The organism is Pseudomonas laurylsulfatiphila, assembly GCF_002934665.1.
In the GTDB taxonomy this organism is placed as follows: domain Bacteria; phylum Pseudomonadota; class Gammaproteobacteria; order Pseudomonadales; family Pseudomonadaceae; genus Aquipseudomonas; species Aquipseudomonas laurylsulfatiphila.
In genome coordinates this window covers 269,114-287,106 of record NZ_NIRS01000009.1, presented here as the reverse complement: position 1 = coordinate 287,106, position 17,993 = coordinate 269,114, and the positions used below count along the sequence as shown (strand labels likewise).

The following is a 17,993-nucleotide window of genomic DNA, read 5'->3' as shown; positions in this document are numbered from 1 at the left end:
CACAAACGATTCAAGCGAGTGCGCAAGGTTTGACTAAAATCAATAGTTGAGCAGGGTTCCGGAGCCGCCAGACAACCGTTTGTCATCATTGGCAAGCACCATCAGCCGCAAGCTCGACATCCGGGAGTAGCGCGGCCCGAGTTGATCTGGTAAGTTCGCCCGCTTGCAGCCGCAGGGCCGGCAGGTGCCGGTGATGGAGCAATCCTGCGCAGATGGATTACAAGAGTAGAGGCGGTCTATTTCATGTCCACCCAAGCAAAGCAGCAAAACCAGGCAATCAGCGGCTTCGAGCCCTATGTTCAGAAAGCTGGCGAAGAGTACATGGGCGAACCCATGCGCAAGCACTTCACCAAGGTTCTGAATCAGTGGAAAAAAGAGCTGATGGAAGGTGTCGACAAGACCGTGGACCACATGAAGGACGAAGCGGCCAACTTTCCTGATCCGGCAGACCGTGCCAGCCAGGAAGAGGAATTCGCCCTCGAACTGCGTGCCCGCGATCGTGAACGCAAGTTGATCAAGAAGATCGACAAGACACTTCAGCTGATCGAAGACGAAGAGTACGGCTGGTGTGAATCCTGCGGCATCGAGATCGGCGTCAAGCGCCTCGAAGCGCGTCCTACCGCCGACCTGTGCATCGACTGCAAGACCCTGGCGGAAATCAAGGAAAAGCAAGTCGGCAAATAATTGCGACTTGAACGAAGAACGGAGCGTGCGAACGCTCCGTTTTTGTTTCCAGGATTCACCTCGGCAAAACACTGTGGGAGCGAGCCTGCTCGCGAAGGGGCCATCAACTTCGACATTGATGCTGGCTGATACACCGCTTTCGCGAGCAGGCTCGCTCCCACAGGTACCTGGCGCAAGCCCGAAACAAGTGACATTGCATTCATGACCGCGACCTCCCCCACCTACATCGGGCGCTTTGCCCCCACGCCCAGTGGCCATCTGCATTTCGGTTCCCTGGTCGCAGCGCTGGCCTCTTACCTTGATGCGCGCTCGGTGGGCGGACGCTGGCTGATGCGCATGGAAGACCTCGACCCGCCCCGCGAGGAACCCGGAGCCCAGGCGGCCATTCTCAAGGCCCTGGAAAGCTATGGCTTCGAGTGGGATGGCGACCTGGTTCGCCAAAGCGAGCGGCACGACGCCTACGCCGAGGTGCTCAATCGCCTGTTCAATCACGGCCTGGCCTACGCCTGCACCTGTTCGCGCAAACAGCTGGAACCGTATCACGGGATTTATCCGGGGCTGTGCCGCAATGCCGGCCATGGCGCCGATGATGCCGCCATCCGCCTGCGCGTACCTGAGCTGGAATACCACTTCCTCGACCGGGTGCAGGGCGAGTACCGCCAGCACCTGGGCCGGGAAGTCGGCGATTTCGTGATCCGCCGTCGCGACGGGCTCTACGCCTATCAACTGGCGGTGGTCCTGGACGATGCCTGGCAGGGCATCACCGATATCGTTCGGGGTGCCGACCTGCTGGACTCCACGCATCGCCAGTTGTACCTGCAAGAACTGCTCGGCCTGCCGCAACCGCGTTATCTGCATATCCCGCTGATTACTCAGCCTGATGGCCATAAACTCGGTAAATCCTACCGTTCACCGCCGCTGACCGAGGATCAGGCAACACCCCTGTTATTGCGGGCGCTGCGCGCGCTGGGACAGAACCCGGGAACCGAACTGATTTACGCCACGCCACGGGAAGTGCTGAACTGGGGCATTGCCCACTGGGATGCCTCGCTGATCCCGCGCACACTGAGCCTGCCCGAGGCACAGCTGCTGTGATCGCACTTGCAGTGGCGCGCCCATCCGTTACCATCGCCGCACGTTTTCGGGCACGCACATAAAAAAGAGAGGCCGGGATGTACATCTATCGCTTGGTCCTGCTTTTGGTAGTGGGCATTTACCTGTTTTCCCCGGCCATCATGGATTGGTGGATCGACGCCACTGGCGCCTGGTATCGCCCTTATCTGCTCTGGCTGATTCTGATCGTCGTGACCTTCATCCTGCAGAGCCAAAAAGATGCCGATGAGCTTTAGCCTGACCCAGATGATCCTGATCAGCGCCGCGTACCTGGCGGTGCTGTTCGGTGTGGCCTGGATCAGCGAACGGGGCATGATTCCCCGGGCGATCATTCGCCACCCGCTGACCTACACCCTGTCACTGGGCGTCTATGCCAGTGCCTGGGCGTTTTACGGCACCGTGGGCCTGGCCTATCAGTACGGCTACGGCTTTCTGTCCAGCTACCTGGGCGTCTCCGGGGCGTTTCTGCTGGCGCCGGTGTTGCTTTATCCGATCCTGAAGATCACCCGCACTTATCAACTGTCGTCCCTGGCGGACTTGTTCGCCTTCCGCTTCCGCAGCACCTGGGCCGGAGCGCTGACCACGATTTTCATGCTGGTCGGCGTATTGCCGTTGCTGGCCCTGCAGATTCAGGCGGTCGCCGACTCCATCGGCATCCTCACCCGCGAGCCGGTACAGCATCGCGTAGCCTTGAGTTTCTGCGCACTGATTACGTTGTTCACGATTTTCTTCGGCTCCCGCCACATCGCCACCCGGGAAAAACATGAAGGCCTGGTGTTCGCCATTGCCTTCGAATCGGTGATCAAGCTGATCGCCCTCGGCGGTGTCGGGTTGTATGCGCTTTACGGCGTGTTCGACGGCCCGCAACAGCTTGAATTGTGGCTGCTGCAAAACCAGACCGCGCTCGCGGCCCTGCACACGCCATTGCAGGAAGGCCCGTGGCGCACCCTGTTGCTGGTGTTCTTCGCCTCGGCGATCGTGATGCCGCACATGTATCACATGACCTTCACCGAGAACCTCAACCCGCGTTCGCTGGTCAGTGCGAGCTGGGGCCTGCCGCTGTTCCTGCTGCTGATGAGCCTGGCGGTGCCGCTGATTCTCTGGGCCGGCCTGAAACTGGGCGCCACCACCAATCCGGAATACTTCACCCTGGGCATCGGCATCGCCGCCAACAGCAAGGCGCTGGCGCTGCTGGCCTATGTCGGCGGGCTGTCCGCCGCCAGCGGCCTGATCATCGTCACCACCCTGGCGCTGTCCGGGATGGCCTTGAACCACCTGGTGCTGCCGCTTTATCAGCCACCCGCCGAAGGCAATATCTACCGCTGGCTGAAGTGGACCCGCCGAGCGCTGATTGTCGCGATCATCATGGCTGGCTACGGCTTCTACCTGATGCTCGGCGCCGAACAGGACCTGGCCAACCTCGGCATCGTCGCGTTCGTCGCCACATTGCAGTTCCTGCCGGGCGTGCTCTCGGTCCTGTACTGGCCGACCGCCAACCGTCGCGGCTTCATCGCCGGCTTGCTGGCGGGGATACTGGTGTGGCTGGTGACCATGTTGTTACCGTTGGTCGGTAACCTGCAGGGCTTCTACATTCCGCTGCTGAACATGATCTACGTGCTGGACGACACCAGCTGGCACATGGCGGCGATTGCCTCGCTGGCAGCCAACGTACTGATGTTCACCCTGATCTCGCTGTTCACCAACGCCAGCACCGAAGAGGCCAGCGCTGCCGAAGCCTGCGCCGTGGATAACGTGCGCCGCCCGCAACGCCGCGAACTGCACGCCGCCTCGCCCCAGGAGTTCGCTACGCAGCTTGCAAAACCATTGGGTGCAAAAGCGGCGCAGAAAGAAGTGGAACAGGCACTGCGCGACCTTTATCTGCCATTCGACGAACGCCGCCCCTATGCCCTGCGTCGCTTGCGTGACCGCATCGAAGCCAACCTCTCCGGCCTGATGGGGCCGAGCGTGGCCCAGGACATGGTCGAGACGTTCCTGCCCTACAAGGCAGGTGGCGAAAACTACGTGACCGAAGACATTCACTTCATCGAAAGCCGACTCGAGGACTACCACTCGCGCCTGACCGGCCTGGCCGCCGAACTCGATGCCTTGCGCCGCTATCACCGCCAGACCCTGCAGGAATTACCGATGGGCGTTTGCTCGCTGGCCAAGGATCAGGAAATCCTCATGTGGAACAAGGCCATGGAGGAGCTGACCGGCATCGCCGCGCAGCGTGTGGTCGGTTCGCGCCTGAGCACCATTGCCGACCCGTGGAAAGAACTGCTGCAAGGTTTCATCAATCTGCCGGACGAGCACCTGCACAAGCAGCACCTGGCCCTCGACGGCCAGACACGCTGGCTGAACCTGCACAAAGCGGCCATCGACGAACCCTTGGCACCGGGTAACAGTGGCCTGGTGTTGCTGGTGGAAGACCTGACCGAAACCCAGATGCTCGAGGACAAACTGGTGCACTCCGAGCGCCTGGCGAGCATCGGTCGCCTGGCGGCCGGCGTGGCCCATGAAATCGGCAACCCGATCACCGGTATCGCGTGCCTGGCGCAGAACCTGCGCGAAGAACGCGAGGAAGACGGCGAGCTGAAGGAGATCAGCGGCCAGATCCTCGAGCAGACCAAGCGCGTGTCGCGCATTGTCCAGTCGCTGATGAGCTTTGCCCATGCCGGCAGTCATCAGCACAGCGACGAGCCCGTCTGTCTGGCCGAAGTGGCCCAGGATGCCATCGGCCTGCTGGCGCTGAACCGACGCAATTTCGAAGTGCAGTTCTACAACCTGTGCGACCCCGAGCACTGGGTCGAGGGCGACCCGCAACGGCTGGCCCAGGTGTTGATCAATCTGCTCTCAAACGCCCGTGACGCTTCGCCTCCCGGCAGTGCGGTGCGGGTCAAGAGCGAAGCCGGCGAACACACGGTCGACCTGATCGTGGAGGACGAAGGCAGCGGTATTCCGTCGAGCATCATGGACCGATTGTTCGAACCTTTCTTCACCACCAAGGACCCTGGCGAAGGCACCGGTCTGGGCCTTGCACTGGTCTATTCCATCGTTGAAGAGCATTATGGACAAATCACCATCGACAGCCCGGCTGATGTTCAAAGCCAACGCGGCACCCGAATCAGGGTTACCTTGCCGCGTCATGTCGAAGCGACGTCCGCTGTGAACTGAGACCGTCGAGAGTATCGAATCAATGCCGCACATTTTGATCGTCGAAGACGAAACCATTATCCGCTCCGCCTTGCGCCGCCTGCTGGAACGTAACCAGTACCAGGTCAGCGAAGCCGGTTCAGTGCAGGAAGCACAAGAACGCTTCACCATTCCCTCGTTCGACCTGATCGTCAGTGACCTGCGCTTGCCGGGCGCGCCTGGCACAGAGTTGATCAAGCTCGCCCAGGGTACGCCGGTGCTGATCATGACCAGCTACGCGAGCCTGCGCTCGGCAGTCGACTCGATGAAAATGGGTGCGGTGGATTACATTGCCAAGCCATTCGATCACGACGAAATGCTGCAAGCCGCCGCACGAATCCTGCGTGACCGACAAACGGCACAAACCGGTGGTGAAGCGGTTGCCGGCAAAGCCGCCAACGGTGCGGCGAAGTCCGGTGCCGACAACAGCAACGGTGAAATCGGCATTATCGGCTCATGCCCGCCGATGCAGGACCTGTATGGCAAGATCCGCAAAGTCGCGCCGACCGATTCCAACGTGCTGATCCAGGGCGAATCGGGCACCGGTAAAGAACTGGTGGCCCGCGCCCTGCACAACCTGTCCAGACGCGCCAAGGCACCGATGATTTCGGTGAACTGCGCAGCCATTCCGGAAAGCCTGATCGAGTCCGAACTGTTCGGCCACGAAAAAGGCGCATTCACCGGCGCCAGCGCAGGGCGCGCCGGCCTGGTGGAAGCGGCGGACGGCGGCACCTTGTTCCTCGACGAAATTGGCGAACTGCCGCTGGAAGCCCAGGCTCGCCTGCTGCGCGTATTGCAGGAAGGCGAAATTCGTCGCGTAGGTTCGGTGCAGTCGCAAAAAGTCGATGTGCGCCTGATCGCCGCGACCCACCGCGACCTCAAGAGCCTGGCGAAGATCGGCCAGTTCCGCGAAGACTTGTATTACCGCCTCCACGTTATTGCGCTGAAGCTGCCAGCCCTGCGCGAACGCGGTGCGGACGTCAACGAAATCGCCAACGCCTTCCTGGCACGGCAAAGTGCGCGAATCAACCGAACCGACCTGAAGTTCGCCGCGGATGCCGAGCAAGCCATTCGTCACTACTCCTGGCCGGGCAACGTTCGCGAACTGGAAAACGCCGTCGAGCGCGCGGTTATCCTGTGCGAAAGCCCGGAAATCTCTGCCGAGTTGCTGGGCATCGACATCGAACTGGGCGACCTGGAAGATGACGAATTCATTGGCCTGCCGCCCCAACAGGGCAACGGCAACGCCAGCAACAACAATCACGAGCCGACCGAAGACCTCTCTCTGGAAGACTACTTCCAGCATTTCGTCCTCGAACATCAGGACCACATGACCGAAACCGAGCTGGCCCGCAAACTCGGGGTCAGCCGCAAATGCCTGTGGGAGCGCCGTCAGCGCCTGGGCATCCCACGGCGCAAGACCGGGGTGGCCAGCGAAAGCTGAACCCCACCTGTCTCATGTGCGGGTAACACGTGACATTGTGAAAAAAACTGTTACCTCAGCTTTTTCACGTAACAGAAGCCGGGGCTTACGGTAACGAAGCCCCGGCTTTTTTTCGCCTTCGAAATGCCTGGCAGCCGGCCTAACCCCTTGTTTTATTGGGTTTCGCAAAAGTTGGCACGCACCCTGCTATATGTTTGGTACAAGAACAATAACAAGCAATGCACAAGACAATAAAAATAAGACGAATCGACTCACGCACAATAAAAACAAGACGGCGAGAGGCGCAGCTAACTGATTCTTTTGGAGAGGCGTTGTATTTGGGGCTTGCCCCACGACCAGGCCGAGAACAACAAAAACTGTCCTAAGACAGAGCCTGTACTGGTTGGATCGAAAGATCACTGCAATTCAGCGACCAAAGCAATCCGTTTGCTCTTGGCTCCCGATTGGGAGGGTCATGAAGGAAAGCTTCATGGCAAGGGCACTTAACAAAAACAAAAAGCCCGAAACCAAAAATAAAAATAGAGCATGCAACTACTTCTTGGGGAGCTTCGGCTCCCCTTGTAGTTTCTACGATTCAAGCCCCACACCCACTTCCTGTACCTGTACCTGTACCTGTACCTGTACCTGTACCTGTACCTGTACCTGTACCTGTAGGAGCGAGCTTGCTCGCGAATAACCTGAAGGCGCAGTTGGGTAGCTGGCTGAACGCGTCATCGTTCACGTCCATCGCGAGCAAGCTCGCTCCTACGGACCTACAGCTCATATCTGCTGTGTCCTACACCATCCCCCGACTAAATGCTAGAATCCCCGCCCATCATGCGGTCATTCTTCTGTTATGGCCGAATATTCCTTCAAACAGTGCATCCCATGCTGAAGAAGCTGTTCCAGTCATTCCGTTCTCCCAAGCGTCCTACGCAACACATTCGCAGCACGCCTGAAGTGCTCAACAGCGGCCAACACTCGCTGCAAAAGGCGCAATTCAGCCGCTACGCGGTGAATATCGTGGAACGCCTGCAGAGCGCCGGTTATCAGGCTTACCTGGTGGGCGGCTGCGTGCGCGACATGTTGCTGGGCATTACACCGAAAGATTTCGACGTTGCCACCAGCGCCACCCCCGAGCAGGTACGGGCCGAATTCCGTAACGCGCGAATCATCGGGCGTCGGTTCAAATTGGTGCACATCCACTTTGGCCGCGAAATCATCGAAGTCGCGACCTTCCGCGCCAATCACCCGCAAAACGAAGACGAGGAAGACAGCAACCAGTCTTCGCGCAACGAAAGCGGGCGCATCCTCCGCGATAACGTCTATGGCACCCTGGAAGAAGACGCGCAACGTCGCGACTTCACCATCAATGCCCTGTATTACGATCCGGTCAGCGAGCGCATCCTCGACTACGCCAACGGCGTACACGATATCCGCAATCACCTGATCCGCCTGATCGGCGATCCGAAGCAACGCTACCAGGAGGACCCGGTACGCATGCTGCGGGCCGTGCGTTTCGCCGCCAAGCTGAACTTCGGTATCGAAAAACACAGTGCCCTGCCGATCCGCGACCTGGCGCCGATGCTGCGCGAGATCCCGTCGGCTCGCCTGTTCGAAGAAGTGCTCAAGCTGTTCCTCTCTGGCCACGCCGCGGATACGTTTGAAATGCTGGTCGACTTGCAGTTGTTCGATCCACTGTTCCCGGCCAGCGCCGAAGCACTGGAATACAACCCGACCTACACCCACACCCTGATCAGCGAAGCCCTGATCAATACCGACCTGCGGATCAAGCAGAACAAGCCGGTCACCCCGGCGTTCCTGTTTGCGGCCCTGCTCTGGCCTGCCCTGCCTGCGCGCGTCCTGCGCCTGCAGGAGCGTGGCATGCCGCCAATTCCGGCGATGCAGGAAGCGGCGCATGAGCTGATTGCCGAACAGTGCCAGCGAATCGCGATTCCGAAACGCTTCACCATGCCGATCCGCGAGATCTGGGACATGCAGGAACGCCTGCCGCGCCGCAGCGGCAAGCGTGCTGATCTGTTGCTGGACAATCCGCGCTTCCGCGCCGGCTATGACTTCCTGCTGTTGCGCGAGAGTGCAGGCGAGCAGACTGACGGCCTCGGCGAATGGTGGACCGACTATCAGGACGCCAATGAAAGCGAGCGCCGCGACATGATCCGCGATCTCAGCGGCAAGGAAGAAGGCACCGGCGCCCCGCGCAAGCGTCGCCGCAGCGGTGGTTCCAAGCGCAAGCGCGCCGCCGGTGCTTCGAGCACCACGGGCGAGTAATCCATGGAACGCATCTACATCGGCATGGGCAGCAATCTGGCTGACCCTGCCGAACAATTGCGCAGCGCTGCCGAGGCGCTGGCGTACTTGCCGCGATCCCGACTGGTTGGGGTTTCTGCGTTTTATCAAAGCGACTCGCTGCTTCCCGGACAACCGCGCTACACCAATGCGGTGGCCGCGCTCGACAGTACGCTGGCGCCACTGGAACTGCTGGATGCCTTGCAGGCCATCGAAAACGGCCAGGGTCGCGAGCGCCTTGAACGCTGGGGACCGCGTACGCTGGACCTCGATATATTGCTGTTCGGTGATCGCCTGATCGACGAACCGCGTCTCAAGGTTCCCCACTACCACATGCAGGAACGGGCCTTCGTGCTGTATCCGCTGGCGGAATTGGCACCTGTGGATTTGCGCCTGGCTGATGGCCGTAACCTCCGCGAATTGCTGGCCGCCTGCCCGTTCGTCGGGCTGGAACGCCTTCCCCCGAACTGACCCAAATCCCCTGTGGGAGCGAGCCTGCTCGCGATAGCGGTAGTACATTCAACATGGATATGGACTGACACACCGCCATCGCGAGCAGGCTCGCTCCCACATTGGTTTGTGGCGAACACAAAAGTGCGGCTGACCGCCGAATCGAACAAACCTGCTGAATCGCATCAGTTACGCCGGTAACACCCCACCCGTAACAATGCGGTAACACACGCAATTGACTTCCCTCGTTCTCCTCACGACTATAGGCGTCCCGCTGCCGCCAACACGGCGTTCAAGGGCGCAATCCAGGCCTTAAAAGCACGACGAAAGAGCGTGCGCCTGTGTTCAACGAAGAATCACGCGCGTTACTCGCAGTAGTTTCCACAGCGCCTGAATGAGGAACTTTTCATGCCAGCCATCACCCTGACCACCCTGCAAGGTCTGAAGCAAAAAGGTGAAAAGATCACCATGCTGACCTGCTACGACGCAACCTTCGCCCACGCCTGCAACCAGGCCGGCGTCGAAGTGCTGCTGGTGGGCGACTCCCTCGGCATGGTTTTGCAGGGCCACGACAGCACCTTGCCTGTCACCACCGCAGAAATGGCTTACCACGTGGCTGCCGTCAAACGCGGTAACAGCGATGCCCTGATCCTCGCCGACCTGCCTTTCATGGCCTACGCCACCACCGAACAAGCCATGACCAACAGCGCCCTGTTGATGCAGGCCGGCGCGCACATGGTCAAGGTTGAAGGCGCATTGTGGCTGGCCGACTCGATTCGCCTGCTGGCCGAGCGCGGCATCCCTGTCTGCGCGCACATGGGCCTGACGCCGCAGTCGGTGAACATCCTTGGCGGCTACAAGGTCCAGGGTCGCAATGAAAACCAGGCGCGGCAGATGCGAGCCGACGCGATCGCCCTGGAACAGGCTGGCGCGGCCATGCTGCTGCTCGAGTGCGTCCCGAGCGAACTGGCAGAAGAAATCACCCAGGCGGTGAAGATTCCGGTGATCGGGATTGGCGCCGGCAATCGCACCGATGGCCAGGTGCTGGTTCTGCACGACATGCTGGGGCTGTCCATTACCGGCCGCGTGCCAAAATTCGTAAAGAACTTCATGACTGGCCAGACCAGCATTGAAGCTGCATTGAATGCCTACGTGACTGAAGTCAAGGCGGCGACTTTCCCTGGTATCGAACACGGATTCTCTGCATGAACACCGTAAAGACCGTACGCGAACTGCGGGCCGCCGTGGCCCGCGCCCGTAGCGAAGGTAAACGCATTGCCTTTGTGCCGACCATGGGCAACCTGCACAGCGGCCACGTTGCGCTGGTGACCAAGGCCTCTCAACGGGCGGACTTCGTGGTGGCGAGTGTTTTCGTCAACCCGCTGCAATTCGGTGCTGGCGAAGACCTCGACAAATACCCGCGCACTCTCAACGCCGACCAGGAAAAACTGCTCCAGGCCGGTTGCCATCTGCTGTTCGCACCAACCGTCGAGGAGATGTATCCCGACGGCATGGCCGGCCAGACCCGCGTCAGTGTCCCGCAGTTGTCCGAAGGCCTGTGCGGCGCAAGCCGGCCTGGGCATTTCGAGGGCGTGGCGACGGTGGTCAGCAAGCTGTTCAACATGGTTCAGCCGGACCTGGCGATCTTTGGCGAGAAAGACTTCCAGCAACTGGCGGTGATTCGCGCGCTGGTACATGACCTGAACATGCCGATCCAGATCATCGGTGAGCCGACCGTACGGGCGGCCGATGGTCTGGCGCTGTCGTCGCGCAACGGTTTCCTCAACGAAGAGCAACGCGCAGTGGCACCGGTGGTCTACCGCACGCTGAATGCGATCAGCGAGGCGATCAAACAGGGCGAACGCGATTACCCGGCACTGATCGGCACGCAGATCAAACAGCTCGAAACGGCTGGCCTGCGTCCTGACTATCTGGAAATTCGCCATGCCCTGACCCTGCGCCCTGCGACGGCGCAGGATCGTGACCTGGTGATTCTGGTGGCGGCGTTCCTCGGTACGACGCGGTTGATCGACAACCTGCACCTGAACCTCGACGCGCCCGTCTGACCAACACAATAATCCTGTGGGAGCGAGCCTGCTCGCGATAGCGGATGTTCAGTCACAACAGTTTTGCCTGATCCACCGCTATCGCGAGCAGGCTCGCTCCCACAGGGGTTCTGCTGCGCCCATACAGACCTTACTGACGCCCACAAACCCTTCGGGCAACTTGCCCGCCGACCTGGGAAACATTCATGCACGCCATCATGCTCAAAGCCAAGCTGCATCGCGCCGAAGTCACCCACGCTGTACTCGATTACGAAGGCTCCTGCGCCATCGACGGTGAATGGCTGGACCTGTCCGGCATCCGCGAGTACGAACAGATCCAGATCTACAACGTCGACAACGGCGAGCGCTTCACCACCTACGCCATCCGTGGCGAAGAAGGTTCGCGCATGATCTCGGTCAATGGCGCCGCGGCGCACAAGGCCAAGGTCGGTGATCGCGTGATCATCTGCGCTTACGCTCATTACAGCGAAGCCGAACTGCTCAATTTCAAGCCAAGCATGCTCTACATGGCGCCGGGAAATGAGCTGAGCCACACCAGCAACGCCATTCCGGTTCAGGTCGCCTGATCGAGCCGAAGCGCATATCCCTTCCGTTTGTCGGACCGTTCCCTGTTCGTTGTACAAAAAAGTACCGGGAACGGGTCAGACAAAGTCAAGACAGATCGCAGCGCGAGAGTTACTGTATTCGCCCTGCGCCACAAAATCGTGTCGACGCAGTTGACCGGACGCCCACCCGCAGCGCTCCGGGCTTTTTAGTGTTCAAAAAGCCGTTCAAGTAAAAAGGAAACCAGCAGCGATGGCGTATTACCGCACCCCTCACGACGTGACCGCTCTGCCCGCCTGGCAAGCGCTGAATGACCACCGCCAAGCCATGCAGGATTTCAGCATGCGGGAGGCCTTCAACGCCGACCCGCAGCGCTTTACTCAATTCACCCTCAGCAGCTGCGGTCTGTTTCTCGACTACTCGAAGAACCTGATCAACGTCGAGACCCGCAATCTGCTGGTTGGCCTGGCCAACGAAGTCGACCTCAAGGGCGCGATCAAATCGCTGTTCGATGGCGAAATCGTCAATGCTTCCGAAGGCCGTCCAGCCCTGCACACCGCGCTTCGCCGCCCGGTCGGCGACAAGCTGTCGGTCAATGGCGTCAACGTGATGCCGGAAGTGCACAAGGTGCTGAACCAGATCACCGACCTCGTCGGCCGTATCCACGATGGCCTGTGGCGCGGTTACACCGAGAAGCCGATCACCGACGTGGTGAACATCGGCATCGGTGGTTCCTTCCTCGGCCCGGAACTGGTGTCCGAAGCCTTGCTGTCCTACGCCCAGAAAGGCGTGCGTTGCCATTACCTGGCGAACATCGACGGCAGCGAGTTCCACGAACTGACCATGAAGCTGCGCGCCGAGACCACGCTGTTCATCGTTTCGTCGAAATCCTTCAACACCCTCGAAACCCTGAAGAACGCCCAGGCCGCCCGTGCCTGGTATCTGGCCCAGGGTGGTTCGGAAGCCGAGCTGTATCGCCATTTCATCGCGGTCTCGAGCAACAACGCCGCCGCCGTAGCGTTCGGCATTCGCGAAGAAAACATCTTCCCGATGTGGGACTGGGTCGGCGGCCGTTACTCGCTGTGGTCGGCCATCGGTTTGCCGATTGCCCTGGCCATCGGCATGTCCAACTTCAAGGAACTGCTGTCCGGTGCCTACACCATGGACCAGCACTTCCAGAGCGCACCGTTCGAACAGAACATGCCGGTGCTGCTGGCCCTGCTCGGCGTGTGGTACGGCAACTTCTGGGGTGCGCAAAGCCACGCGATCCTGCCGTACGATCACTACCTGCGTAACATCACCAAGCACCTGCAACAGCTGGACATGGAATCCAACGGCAAGAGCGTGCGCCAGGACGGCAAGCCCGTGTCCACCGACACCGGGCCGGTGATCTGGGGCGGCGTCGGCTGCAACGGTCAGCACGCCTACCACCAGCTGCTGCACCAGGGCACCCAACTGATTCCGGCCGACTTCATCGTGCCGATCGTCAGCTTCAATCCGGTGTCCGACCACCACCAGTGGCTGTACGCCAACTGCCTGTCGCAAAGCCAGGCGCTGATGCTCGGCAAGACTCTGACCGAAGCCGAAACCGAGCTGCGCGACAAAGGCATGAGCGAAGCCGAGATACACAAACTCGCGCCGCACAAGGTGATCCCCGGCAATCGTCCGAGCAACACCCTGGTGGTCGAGCGCATCAGCCCGCGTCGCCTCGGCGCACTGGTGGCAATGTACGAACACAAAGTCTTCGTGCAAAGCGTGATCTGGGGCATCAATGCCTTCGACCAGTGGGGCGTGGAGTTGGGCAAAGAGCTGGGCAAAGGTGTCTACAACCGCCTGGTCGGTAGCGAGGAAACAGCGGCTGAAGACCCGTCCACTCAAGGCTTGATCAACTACTTCCGCGGTCGTCACCGCGGGTGATTTAACGCCAAACCTACGACGGTACTAATCTTGTAGGAGCTGGCTTGCCAACGATCGCGGTGTATCAGTCAACATTATTGTCGACTGACATACCGCCTCGCTGGCAAGCCAGCTCCTACGAGGGTCGCGCAGCTCCCCTCTTGTCGCAAAACAAGAATAAGGAACCGTCATGTTCGATATCAGCAAGTTCCCCAAAGCCGATGCCGTCCGCCGGGCTGCACAATTGAGTCAAGACGACTATCAGCGCCTGTACCGCGAATCCATTGAACACCCCAGCACCTTCTGGGCCGAACAGGCCACGCGTTTTCTCGACTGGAGCGCGCCCTGGGAAACCGTCCAGCGCTACAACCTGAAGACCGGTGAGGCCAGCTGGTTTACCGGTGCGCAATTGAATGTCAGCTACAACTGCATCGATCGGCACCTGGAGAAACGTGGCGATCAGGTCGCCATCATCTGGGAAGGCGACGACCCTGCCGACTCGACATCGATCACCTACAAACAACTGCATGAAAACGTCTGCCGCCTGGCCAACGTGCTGAAAAGCCGTGGCGTGAAAAAAGGCGACCGCGTGTGCATCTACATGCCGATGATTCCCGAGGCGGCCTACGCCATGCTTGCCTGTACCCGCATCGGCGCGGTGCACTCGGTGGTGTTCGGCGGCTTCTCCCCGGACTCGTTGCGCGACCGCATTCTCGACGCCGACTGCCGCACCGTGATCACCGCCGACGAAGGCGTGCGCGGCGGACGGCCCGTGCCACTCAAGCAGAACGTCGACAAAGCGCTGCAAAGCTGCCCGAACGTGAGCACCGTGCTGGTGGTCGAGCGCAGAAATGTACAGGTTAACTGGGTCGAAGGACGGGACATCAAGTACCAGCAGGCCCTGCACGAAGCCAGCGCCGATTGCCCGCCCGAGCCGATGGACGCCGAATCCCCGCTGTTCATCCTCTACACCTCCGGCAGCACCGGTAAACCCAAAGGCGTACTGCACACCACCGGCGGCTACCTGCTGCAAGCGGCGATGACCTTCAAGTACGTGCTCGATTACCGCGATGGCGAAGTCTTCTGGTGCACCGCCGATGTCGGCTGGGTCACTGGCCACAGCTACATCGTCTACGGTCCGCTGGCCAACGGCGCGACCACGCTGATCTTCGAGGGCGTGCCGAGCTACCCGACGACCTCGCGCTTCTGGCAGGTGATCGACAAGCACAAGGTGAACATTTTCTACACCGCCCCGACAGCCCTGCGCTCGTTGATGCGCGAAGGGCCCGCCGCGTTGAAGGGAACCTCCCGCGCCAGCGTCAGGCTACTCGGTACGGTCGGCGAACCGATCAACCCGGAAGCGTGGGAGTGGTACTTCCATGAGGTGGGCGAAGAGCGTTGCCCGATCGTCGATACCTGGTGGCAGACCGAAACCGGCGGCATCATGATCAGCCCTTTGGTCAGCGCCCAACGAATCAAGCCCGGTTGCGCCACACAACCGATGTTCGGTGTGCAGCCGGTGCTGCTCGACGAGCAAGGCAAGGAAATCAAAGGCGCCGGCAGCGGCGTACTGGCCATAAAATCCAGCTGGCCGGCGCAGATCCGTAGCATCTATGGCGACCCACAGCGCATGGTCGACACCTATTTCAAGCCGTATCCCGGGTACTACTTCACCGGCGATGGCGCGCGGCGCGATGAAGATGGTGACTACTGGATCACCGGGCGAATCGACGATGTGATCAACGTGTCCGGCCACCGTATCGGCACCGCCGAAGTGGAAAGCGCCCTGGTGCTGCACGACAGCATCGCCGAGGCCGCTGCGGTCGGTTACCCCCACGACATCAAGGGCCAGGGCATCTATGTCTTCGTCACGCCCATGAACGGCGTCGAAACCAACGATGAACTGAAGCAGGAATTGCTGGCTCTGGTCGGCAAGGAAATCGGCAATTTCGCCAAACCGGACTTGATCCAGTGGGCGCCGGCCTTGCCGAAAACCCGCTCAGGCAAGATCATGCGGCGCATTCTGCGCAAGATCGCCTGCAACGAACTCGATAGCCTGGGCGATACTTCGACCCTGGCCGACCCGAGCGTGGTGCAGGGCCTGATCGATAAACGCCTGCATCAATAATGCTCGCTCTTTGTAGGAGCTGCCGCAGGCTGCGATCTTTTGATCCAACAGAGCAAAGTCAAAAGATCGCAGCCTGCGGCAGCTCCTACAGGAAATAACCGGGACACCATGGAATTCATCCGCACCCGCATCGAAACCCAGATCATGAGCCTGACCGGTTTGTCCCTGGGCAAGCTCGACCTGGAAAACCCCAAGGGCGACCCCGGGCTGTTCGGACCGGACTCGGTGAGCTGGCAGGTCCATGGCGATTTCAGCAGCATGCTGATCGGTGGCATCAGCGCCCTGATGCTGCAGGCCCTGCACCCGCTGGCATTGGCCGGGGTCTGGGACCATTCGAATTTTCGGGAGGACATGCTCGGTCGCTTGCGCCGCACCGGGCAGTTCATCTCCGGCACCACCTTCGGTTCGCGGCAGGACGCCGACTGGTTGATCGAGAAGGTTCGCACCATTCACTTGCAGGTGACCGGCACGGCGCCGGATGGACGCCCCTATGCCGCCAGCGATCCCGATCTGCTGACCTGGGTGCACGTCGCCGAGGTCAGCAACTTCCTCGCCGCGCATTTGCGCTATCGCAACCCGCATCTGTCCCCTGTCGATCAGGATCGCTATTACGCAGAGATCGCCTTGGTCGCCGAGCGTCTCGGTGCCCGGGATGTGCCCCGTTCGCGGCAGGCAATTGCCGACTACCTTGAGCGCATCCGCCCGCAACTGCTGTGCGACGAGCGCAGCCGCGAGGTGCTGCGCCTGTTGTTGAACGCGCCCTCTCCCAGTCGTTTGGCCAGGCCGTTCGGCGGCCTGATGATGCAGGCAGGGATCGATCTGCTGCCGGACTGGGCCAGTGACATGCTCGGCGTCAGCCAGAACCCGCTGCAACGCAAGCTGATCCGCGCCAGCGTCAATCGCAGCGCGCCAATGCTGCGCTGGGCGGTGCGTAATGGATCGGTGCATCGGGCCAAGCGACGGATGGGGTTGATGAGTTAGATACAGCCGAAAAGCATCGCGAGCAGGCTCGCTCCCACAGGGGACTTTTGTTGGTCGCAGATCCCGTGTACGACACGAATCCAGTGTGGGAGCGAGCCTGCTCGCGAAGGGAGCACCTCGGTCCAGCTCCAAACTGTTAAACTCCCGCGCCCAATTCTCTCCTGCAAGGCGCCCAGCATGTCTTCCTTGAATCAGGCGCTGCGCGCCGCCCTCGATCAACGCCAGGACCTGCTCGCCGAACTGCACCAGCAGGGCACCGACTGCTATCGCCTGTTCCACGGCAGCCAGGAAGGTGCCGGTGGCCTGACCATCGACCGCTACGGCCCGCAATTGCTGGTGCAAAGTTTCCACCAGCCGCTGGAGCGCGAGGCGCTGCTGCAACTGCACGAAGCGATCAATCAATACCTGGGTTTTGAAACCCTGCTGGTCTACAACGACCGCTCCCGCGGTAATTCGCGCATCGATCGCGAAGACATCGTCTACCGCGCCGACGAAGCCGCCCTGCAAGACCTGGTCGGCCACGAATGGGGCCTGAACTATAGGGTGCGTGGTCGCCATGCCGGACAAGACCCGCTGCTGTTCCTCGACCTGCGCAACACCCGTGGCTGGGTCAAGGATCACAGCAAGAACAAAAGCGTACTGAACCTGTTCGCCTACACCTGTGGCGTCGGCCTCAGTGCCGCCGCCGGCGGCGCGCGCGAGGTGTGCAACCTGGACTTCGCCGAAGGCAACCTGGCGGTTGGTCGGGAGAACGGCCAACTCAACCCGCAGTTGCCGCCCATGGAATTTATCCAGTCCGACTACTTCCCGGCCATTCGCCAACTGGCCGGCCTGCCGATCAGCCAGCGCCGCGGGCAAAAACTGCCGAGCTATCAGCGCCTGGAACAGCGCCAGTACGATCTGGTGCTCCTGGACCCTCCGGCCTGGGCCAAGAGCGCATTCGGCACAGTCGATCTGCTGCGCGACTATCAGAGCCTGCTCAAGCCGGCCTTGTTGACCACCGCCGACAACGGCGTGCTGATCTGCTGCAACAACCTGGCGAAAGTCAGCATGGACGATTGGCGCGAGCAGGTGTTGCGTTGCGCAGAGAAGGCCGGGCGGCCGGTGCGTGAGTGGAGCGTGATGAAACCAGGCGCCGATTTCCCGTCGATGGATCAGCAACCACCGCTGAAAACCCTGATTCTGCAGCTCTGACAGCTGTGGGAGAAAT

The 17,993-nt window shown here is 60.6% G+C and carries 14 protein-coding genes; all 14 read left to right on the top strand.

All coding sequences use genetic code 11. The features are described from left to right. Positions 1–243 precede the first annotated feature (243 nt). The 14 genes from dksA to CD175_RS29425 all read left to right on the top strand — a co-directional run bounded on the left by dksA (position 244) and on the right by CD175_RS29425 (position 17,977). On the top strand, positions 244–684 hold the full coding sequence (dksA, locus tag CD175_RS29500) for an RNA polymerase-binding protein DksA (protein WP_007971100.1): 441 nt from the start codon (positions 244–246) through the stop codon (positions 682–684). Between the two features lie 201 nt (positions 685–885). Then, positions 886–1,779, top strand: coding sequence for a tRNA glutamyl-Q(34) synthetase GluQRS (gene gluQRS / locus CD175_RS29495; RefSeq protein ID WP_104451434.1), 894 nt, complete (start codon positions 886–888; stop codon positions 1,777–1,779). 77 nt (positions 1,780–1,856) lie between these two features. Beyond that, complete coding sequence (locus tag CD175_RS29490; RefSeq protein WP_003176118.1) at positions 1,857–2,033, top strand: hypothetical protein; 177 nt, start codon at positions 1,857–1,859, stop codon at positions 2,031–2,033. Continuing rightward, positions 2,017–4,971 carry a sensor histidine kinase gene (locus tag CD175_RS29485; protein WP_007990065.1) on the top strand — a complete coding sequence of 985 codons (2,955 nt, stop codon included), beginning with the start codon at positions 2,017–2,019 and terminating at the stop codon, positions 4,969–4,971. The genes CD175_RS29490 and CD175_RS29485 overlap by 17 nt, the downstream gene beginning before the upstream one ends. A gap of 22 nt (positions 4,972–4,993) precedes the next feature. Then, positions 4,994–6,433, top strand: a complete 1,440-nt coding sequence (locus tag CD175_RS29480; protein WP_104451433.1) for a sigma-54-dependent transcriptional regulator — start codon at positions 4,994–4,996, stop codon at positions 6,431–6,433. 867 nt (positions 6,434–7,300) lie between these two features. Next, complete coding sequence (locus CD175_RS29470; RefSeq protein ID WP_007971107.1) at positions 7,301–8,701, top strand: polynucleotide adenylyltransferase PcnB; 1,401 nt, start codon at positions 7,301–7,303, stop codon at positions 8,699–8,701. A gap of 3 nt (positions 8,702–8,704) precedes the next feature. Continuing rightward, positions 8,705–9,190: a 2-amino-4-hydroxy-6-hydroxymethyldihydropteridine diphosphokinase gene (folK, locus tag CD175_RS29465; RefSeq protein WP_104451431.1), complete on the top strand. Its 486-nt coding sequence runs from the start codon at positions 8,705–8,707 to the stop codon at positions 9,188–9,190. Positions 9,191–9,577: 387 nt separating this feature from the next. After that, positions 9,578–10,378, top strand: coding sequence for a 3-methyl-2-oxobutanoate hydroxymethyltransferase (gene panB, locus CD175_RS29460; protein ID WP_095965623.1), 801 nt, complete (start codon positions 9,578–9,580; stop codon positions 10,376–10,378). Then, entirely contained in the window at positions 10,375–11,235 is an 861-nt protein-coding gene (gene panC / locus CD175_RS29455; RefSeq protein WP_104451430.1) for a pantoate--beta-alanine ligase, read from the top strand. Before panB ends, panC begins: the two co-directional genes overlap by 4 nt. Before the next feature lie 185 nt (positions 11,236–11,420). Beyond that, positions 11,421–11,801, top strand: coding sequence for an aspartate 1-decarboxylase (panD, locus tag CD175_RS29450; protein ID WP_104451429.1), 381 nt, complete (start codon positions 11,421–11,423; stop codon positions 11,799–11,801). Between the two features lie 229 nt (positions 11,802–12,030). Beyond that, the gene (gene pgi, locus CD175_RS29445; RefSeq protein WP_104451428.1) at positions 12,031–13,695 is read left to right on the top strand and encodes a glucose-6-phosphate isomerase; all 1,665 of its coding nucleotides are present in this window, start codon (positions 12,031–12,033) and stop codon (positions 13,693–13,695) included. 169 nt (positions 13,696–13,864) lie between these two features. Then, positions 13,865–15,802, top strand: a complete 1,938-nt coding sequence (gene acs / locus CD175_RS29440) for an acetate--CoA ligase (RefSeq protein ID WP_104451427.1) — start codon at positions 13,865–13,867, stop codon at positions 15,800–15,802. Positions 15,803–15,910: 108 nt separating this feature from the next. Beyond that, positions 15,911–16,783, top strand: coding sequence for an oxygenase MpaB family protein (locus tag CD175_RS29435; RefSeq protein WP_104451426.1), 873 nt, complete (start codon positions 15,911–15,913; stop codon positions 16,781–16,783). A 177-nt stretch (positions 16,784–16,960) separates the two neighbouring features. After that, complete coding sequence (locus CD175_RS29425; RefSeq protein WP_104451424.1) at positions 16,961–17,977, top strand: class I SAM-dependent rRNA methyltransferase; 1,017 nt, start codon at positions 16,961–16,963, stop codon at positions 17,975–17,977. Positions 17,978–17,993: the final 16 nt, after the last annotated feature.

What these genes read in the sequence shown, in the direction of transcription:
- dksA (WP_007971100.1), top strand. Translation starts at nt 244, where the DNA reads ATGTCCACCCAAGCAAAGCAGCAAAACCAGGCAATCAGCGGCTTCGAG.
- gluQRS (WP_104451434.1), top strand. Translation starts at nt 886, where the DNA reads ATGACCGCGACCTCCCCCACCTACATCGGGCGCTTTGCCCCCACGCCC.
- CD175_RS29490 (WP_003176118.1), top strand. Translation starts at nt 1,857, where the DNA reads ATGTACATCTATCGCTTGGTCCTGCTTTTGGTAGTGGGCATTTACCTG.
- CD175_RS29485 (WP_007990065.1), top strand. Translation starts at nt 2,017, where the DNA reads ATGCCGATGAGCTTTAGCCTGACCCAGATGATCCTGATCAGCGCCGCG.
- CD175_RS29480 (WP_104451433.1), top strand. Translation starts at nt 4,994, where the DNA reads ATGCCGCACATTTTGATCGTCGAAGACGAAACCATTATCCGCTCCGCC.
- CD175_RS29470 (WP_007971107.1), top strand. Translation starts at nt 7,301, where the DNA reads ATGCTGAAGAAGCTGTTCCAGTCATTCCGTTCTCCCAAGCGTCCTACG.
- folK (WP_104451431.1), top strand. Translation starts at nt 8,705, where the DNA reads ATGGAACGCATCTACATCGGCATGGGCAGCAATCTGGCTGACCCTGCC.
- panB (WP_095965623.1), top strand. Translation starts at nt 9,578, where the DNA reads ATGCCAGCCATCACCCTGACCACCCTGCAAGGTCTGAAGCAAAAAGGT.
- panC (WP_104451430.1), top strand. Translation starts at nt 10,375, where the DNA reads ATGAACACCGTAAAGACCGTACGCGAACTGCGGGCCGCCGTGGCCCGC.
- panD (WP_104451429.1), top strand. Translation starts at nt 11,421, where the DNA reads ATGCACGCCATCATGCTCAAAGCCAAGCTGCATCGCGCCGAAGTCACC.
- pgi (WP_104451428.1), top strand. Translation starts at nt 12,031, where the DNA reads ATGGCGTATTACCGCACCCCTCACGACGTGACCGCTCTGCCCGCCTGG.
- acs (WP_104451427.1), top strand. Translation starts at nt 13,865, where the DNA reads ATGTTCGATATCAGCAAGTTCCCCAAAGCCGATGCCGTCCGCCGGGCT.
- CD175_RS29435 (WP_104451426.1), top strand. Translation starts at nt 15,911, where the DNA reads ATGGAATTCATCCGCACCCGCATCGAAACCCAGATCATGAGCCTGACC.
- CD175_RS29425 (WP_104451424.1), top strand. Translation starts at nt 16,961, where the DNA reads ATGTCTTCCTTGAATCAGGCGCTGCGCGCCGCCCTCGATCAACGCCAG.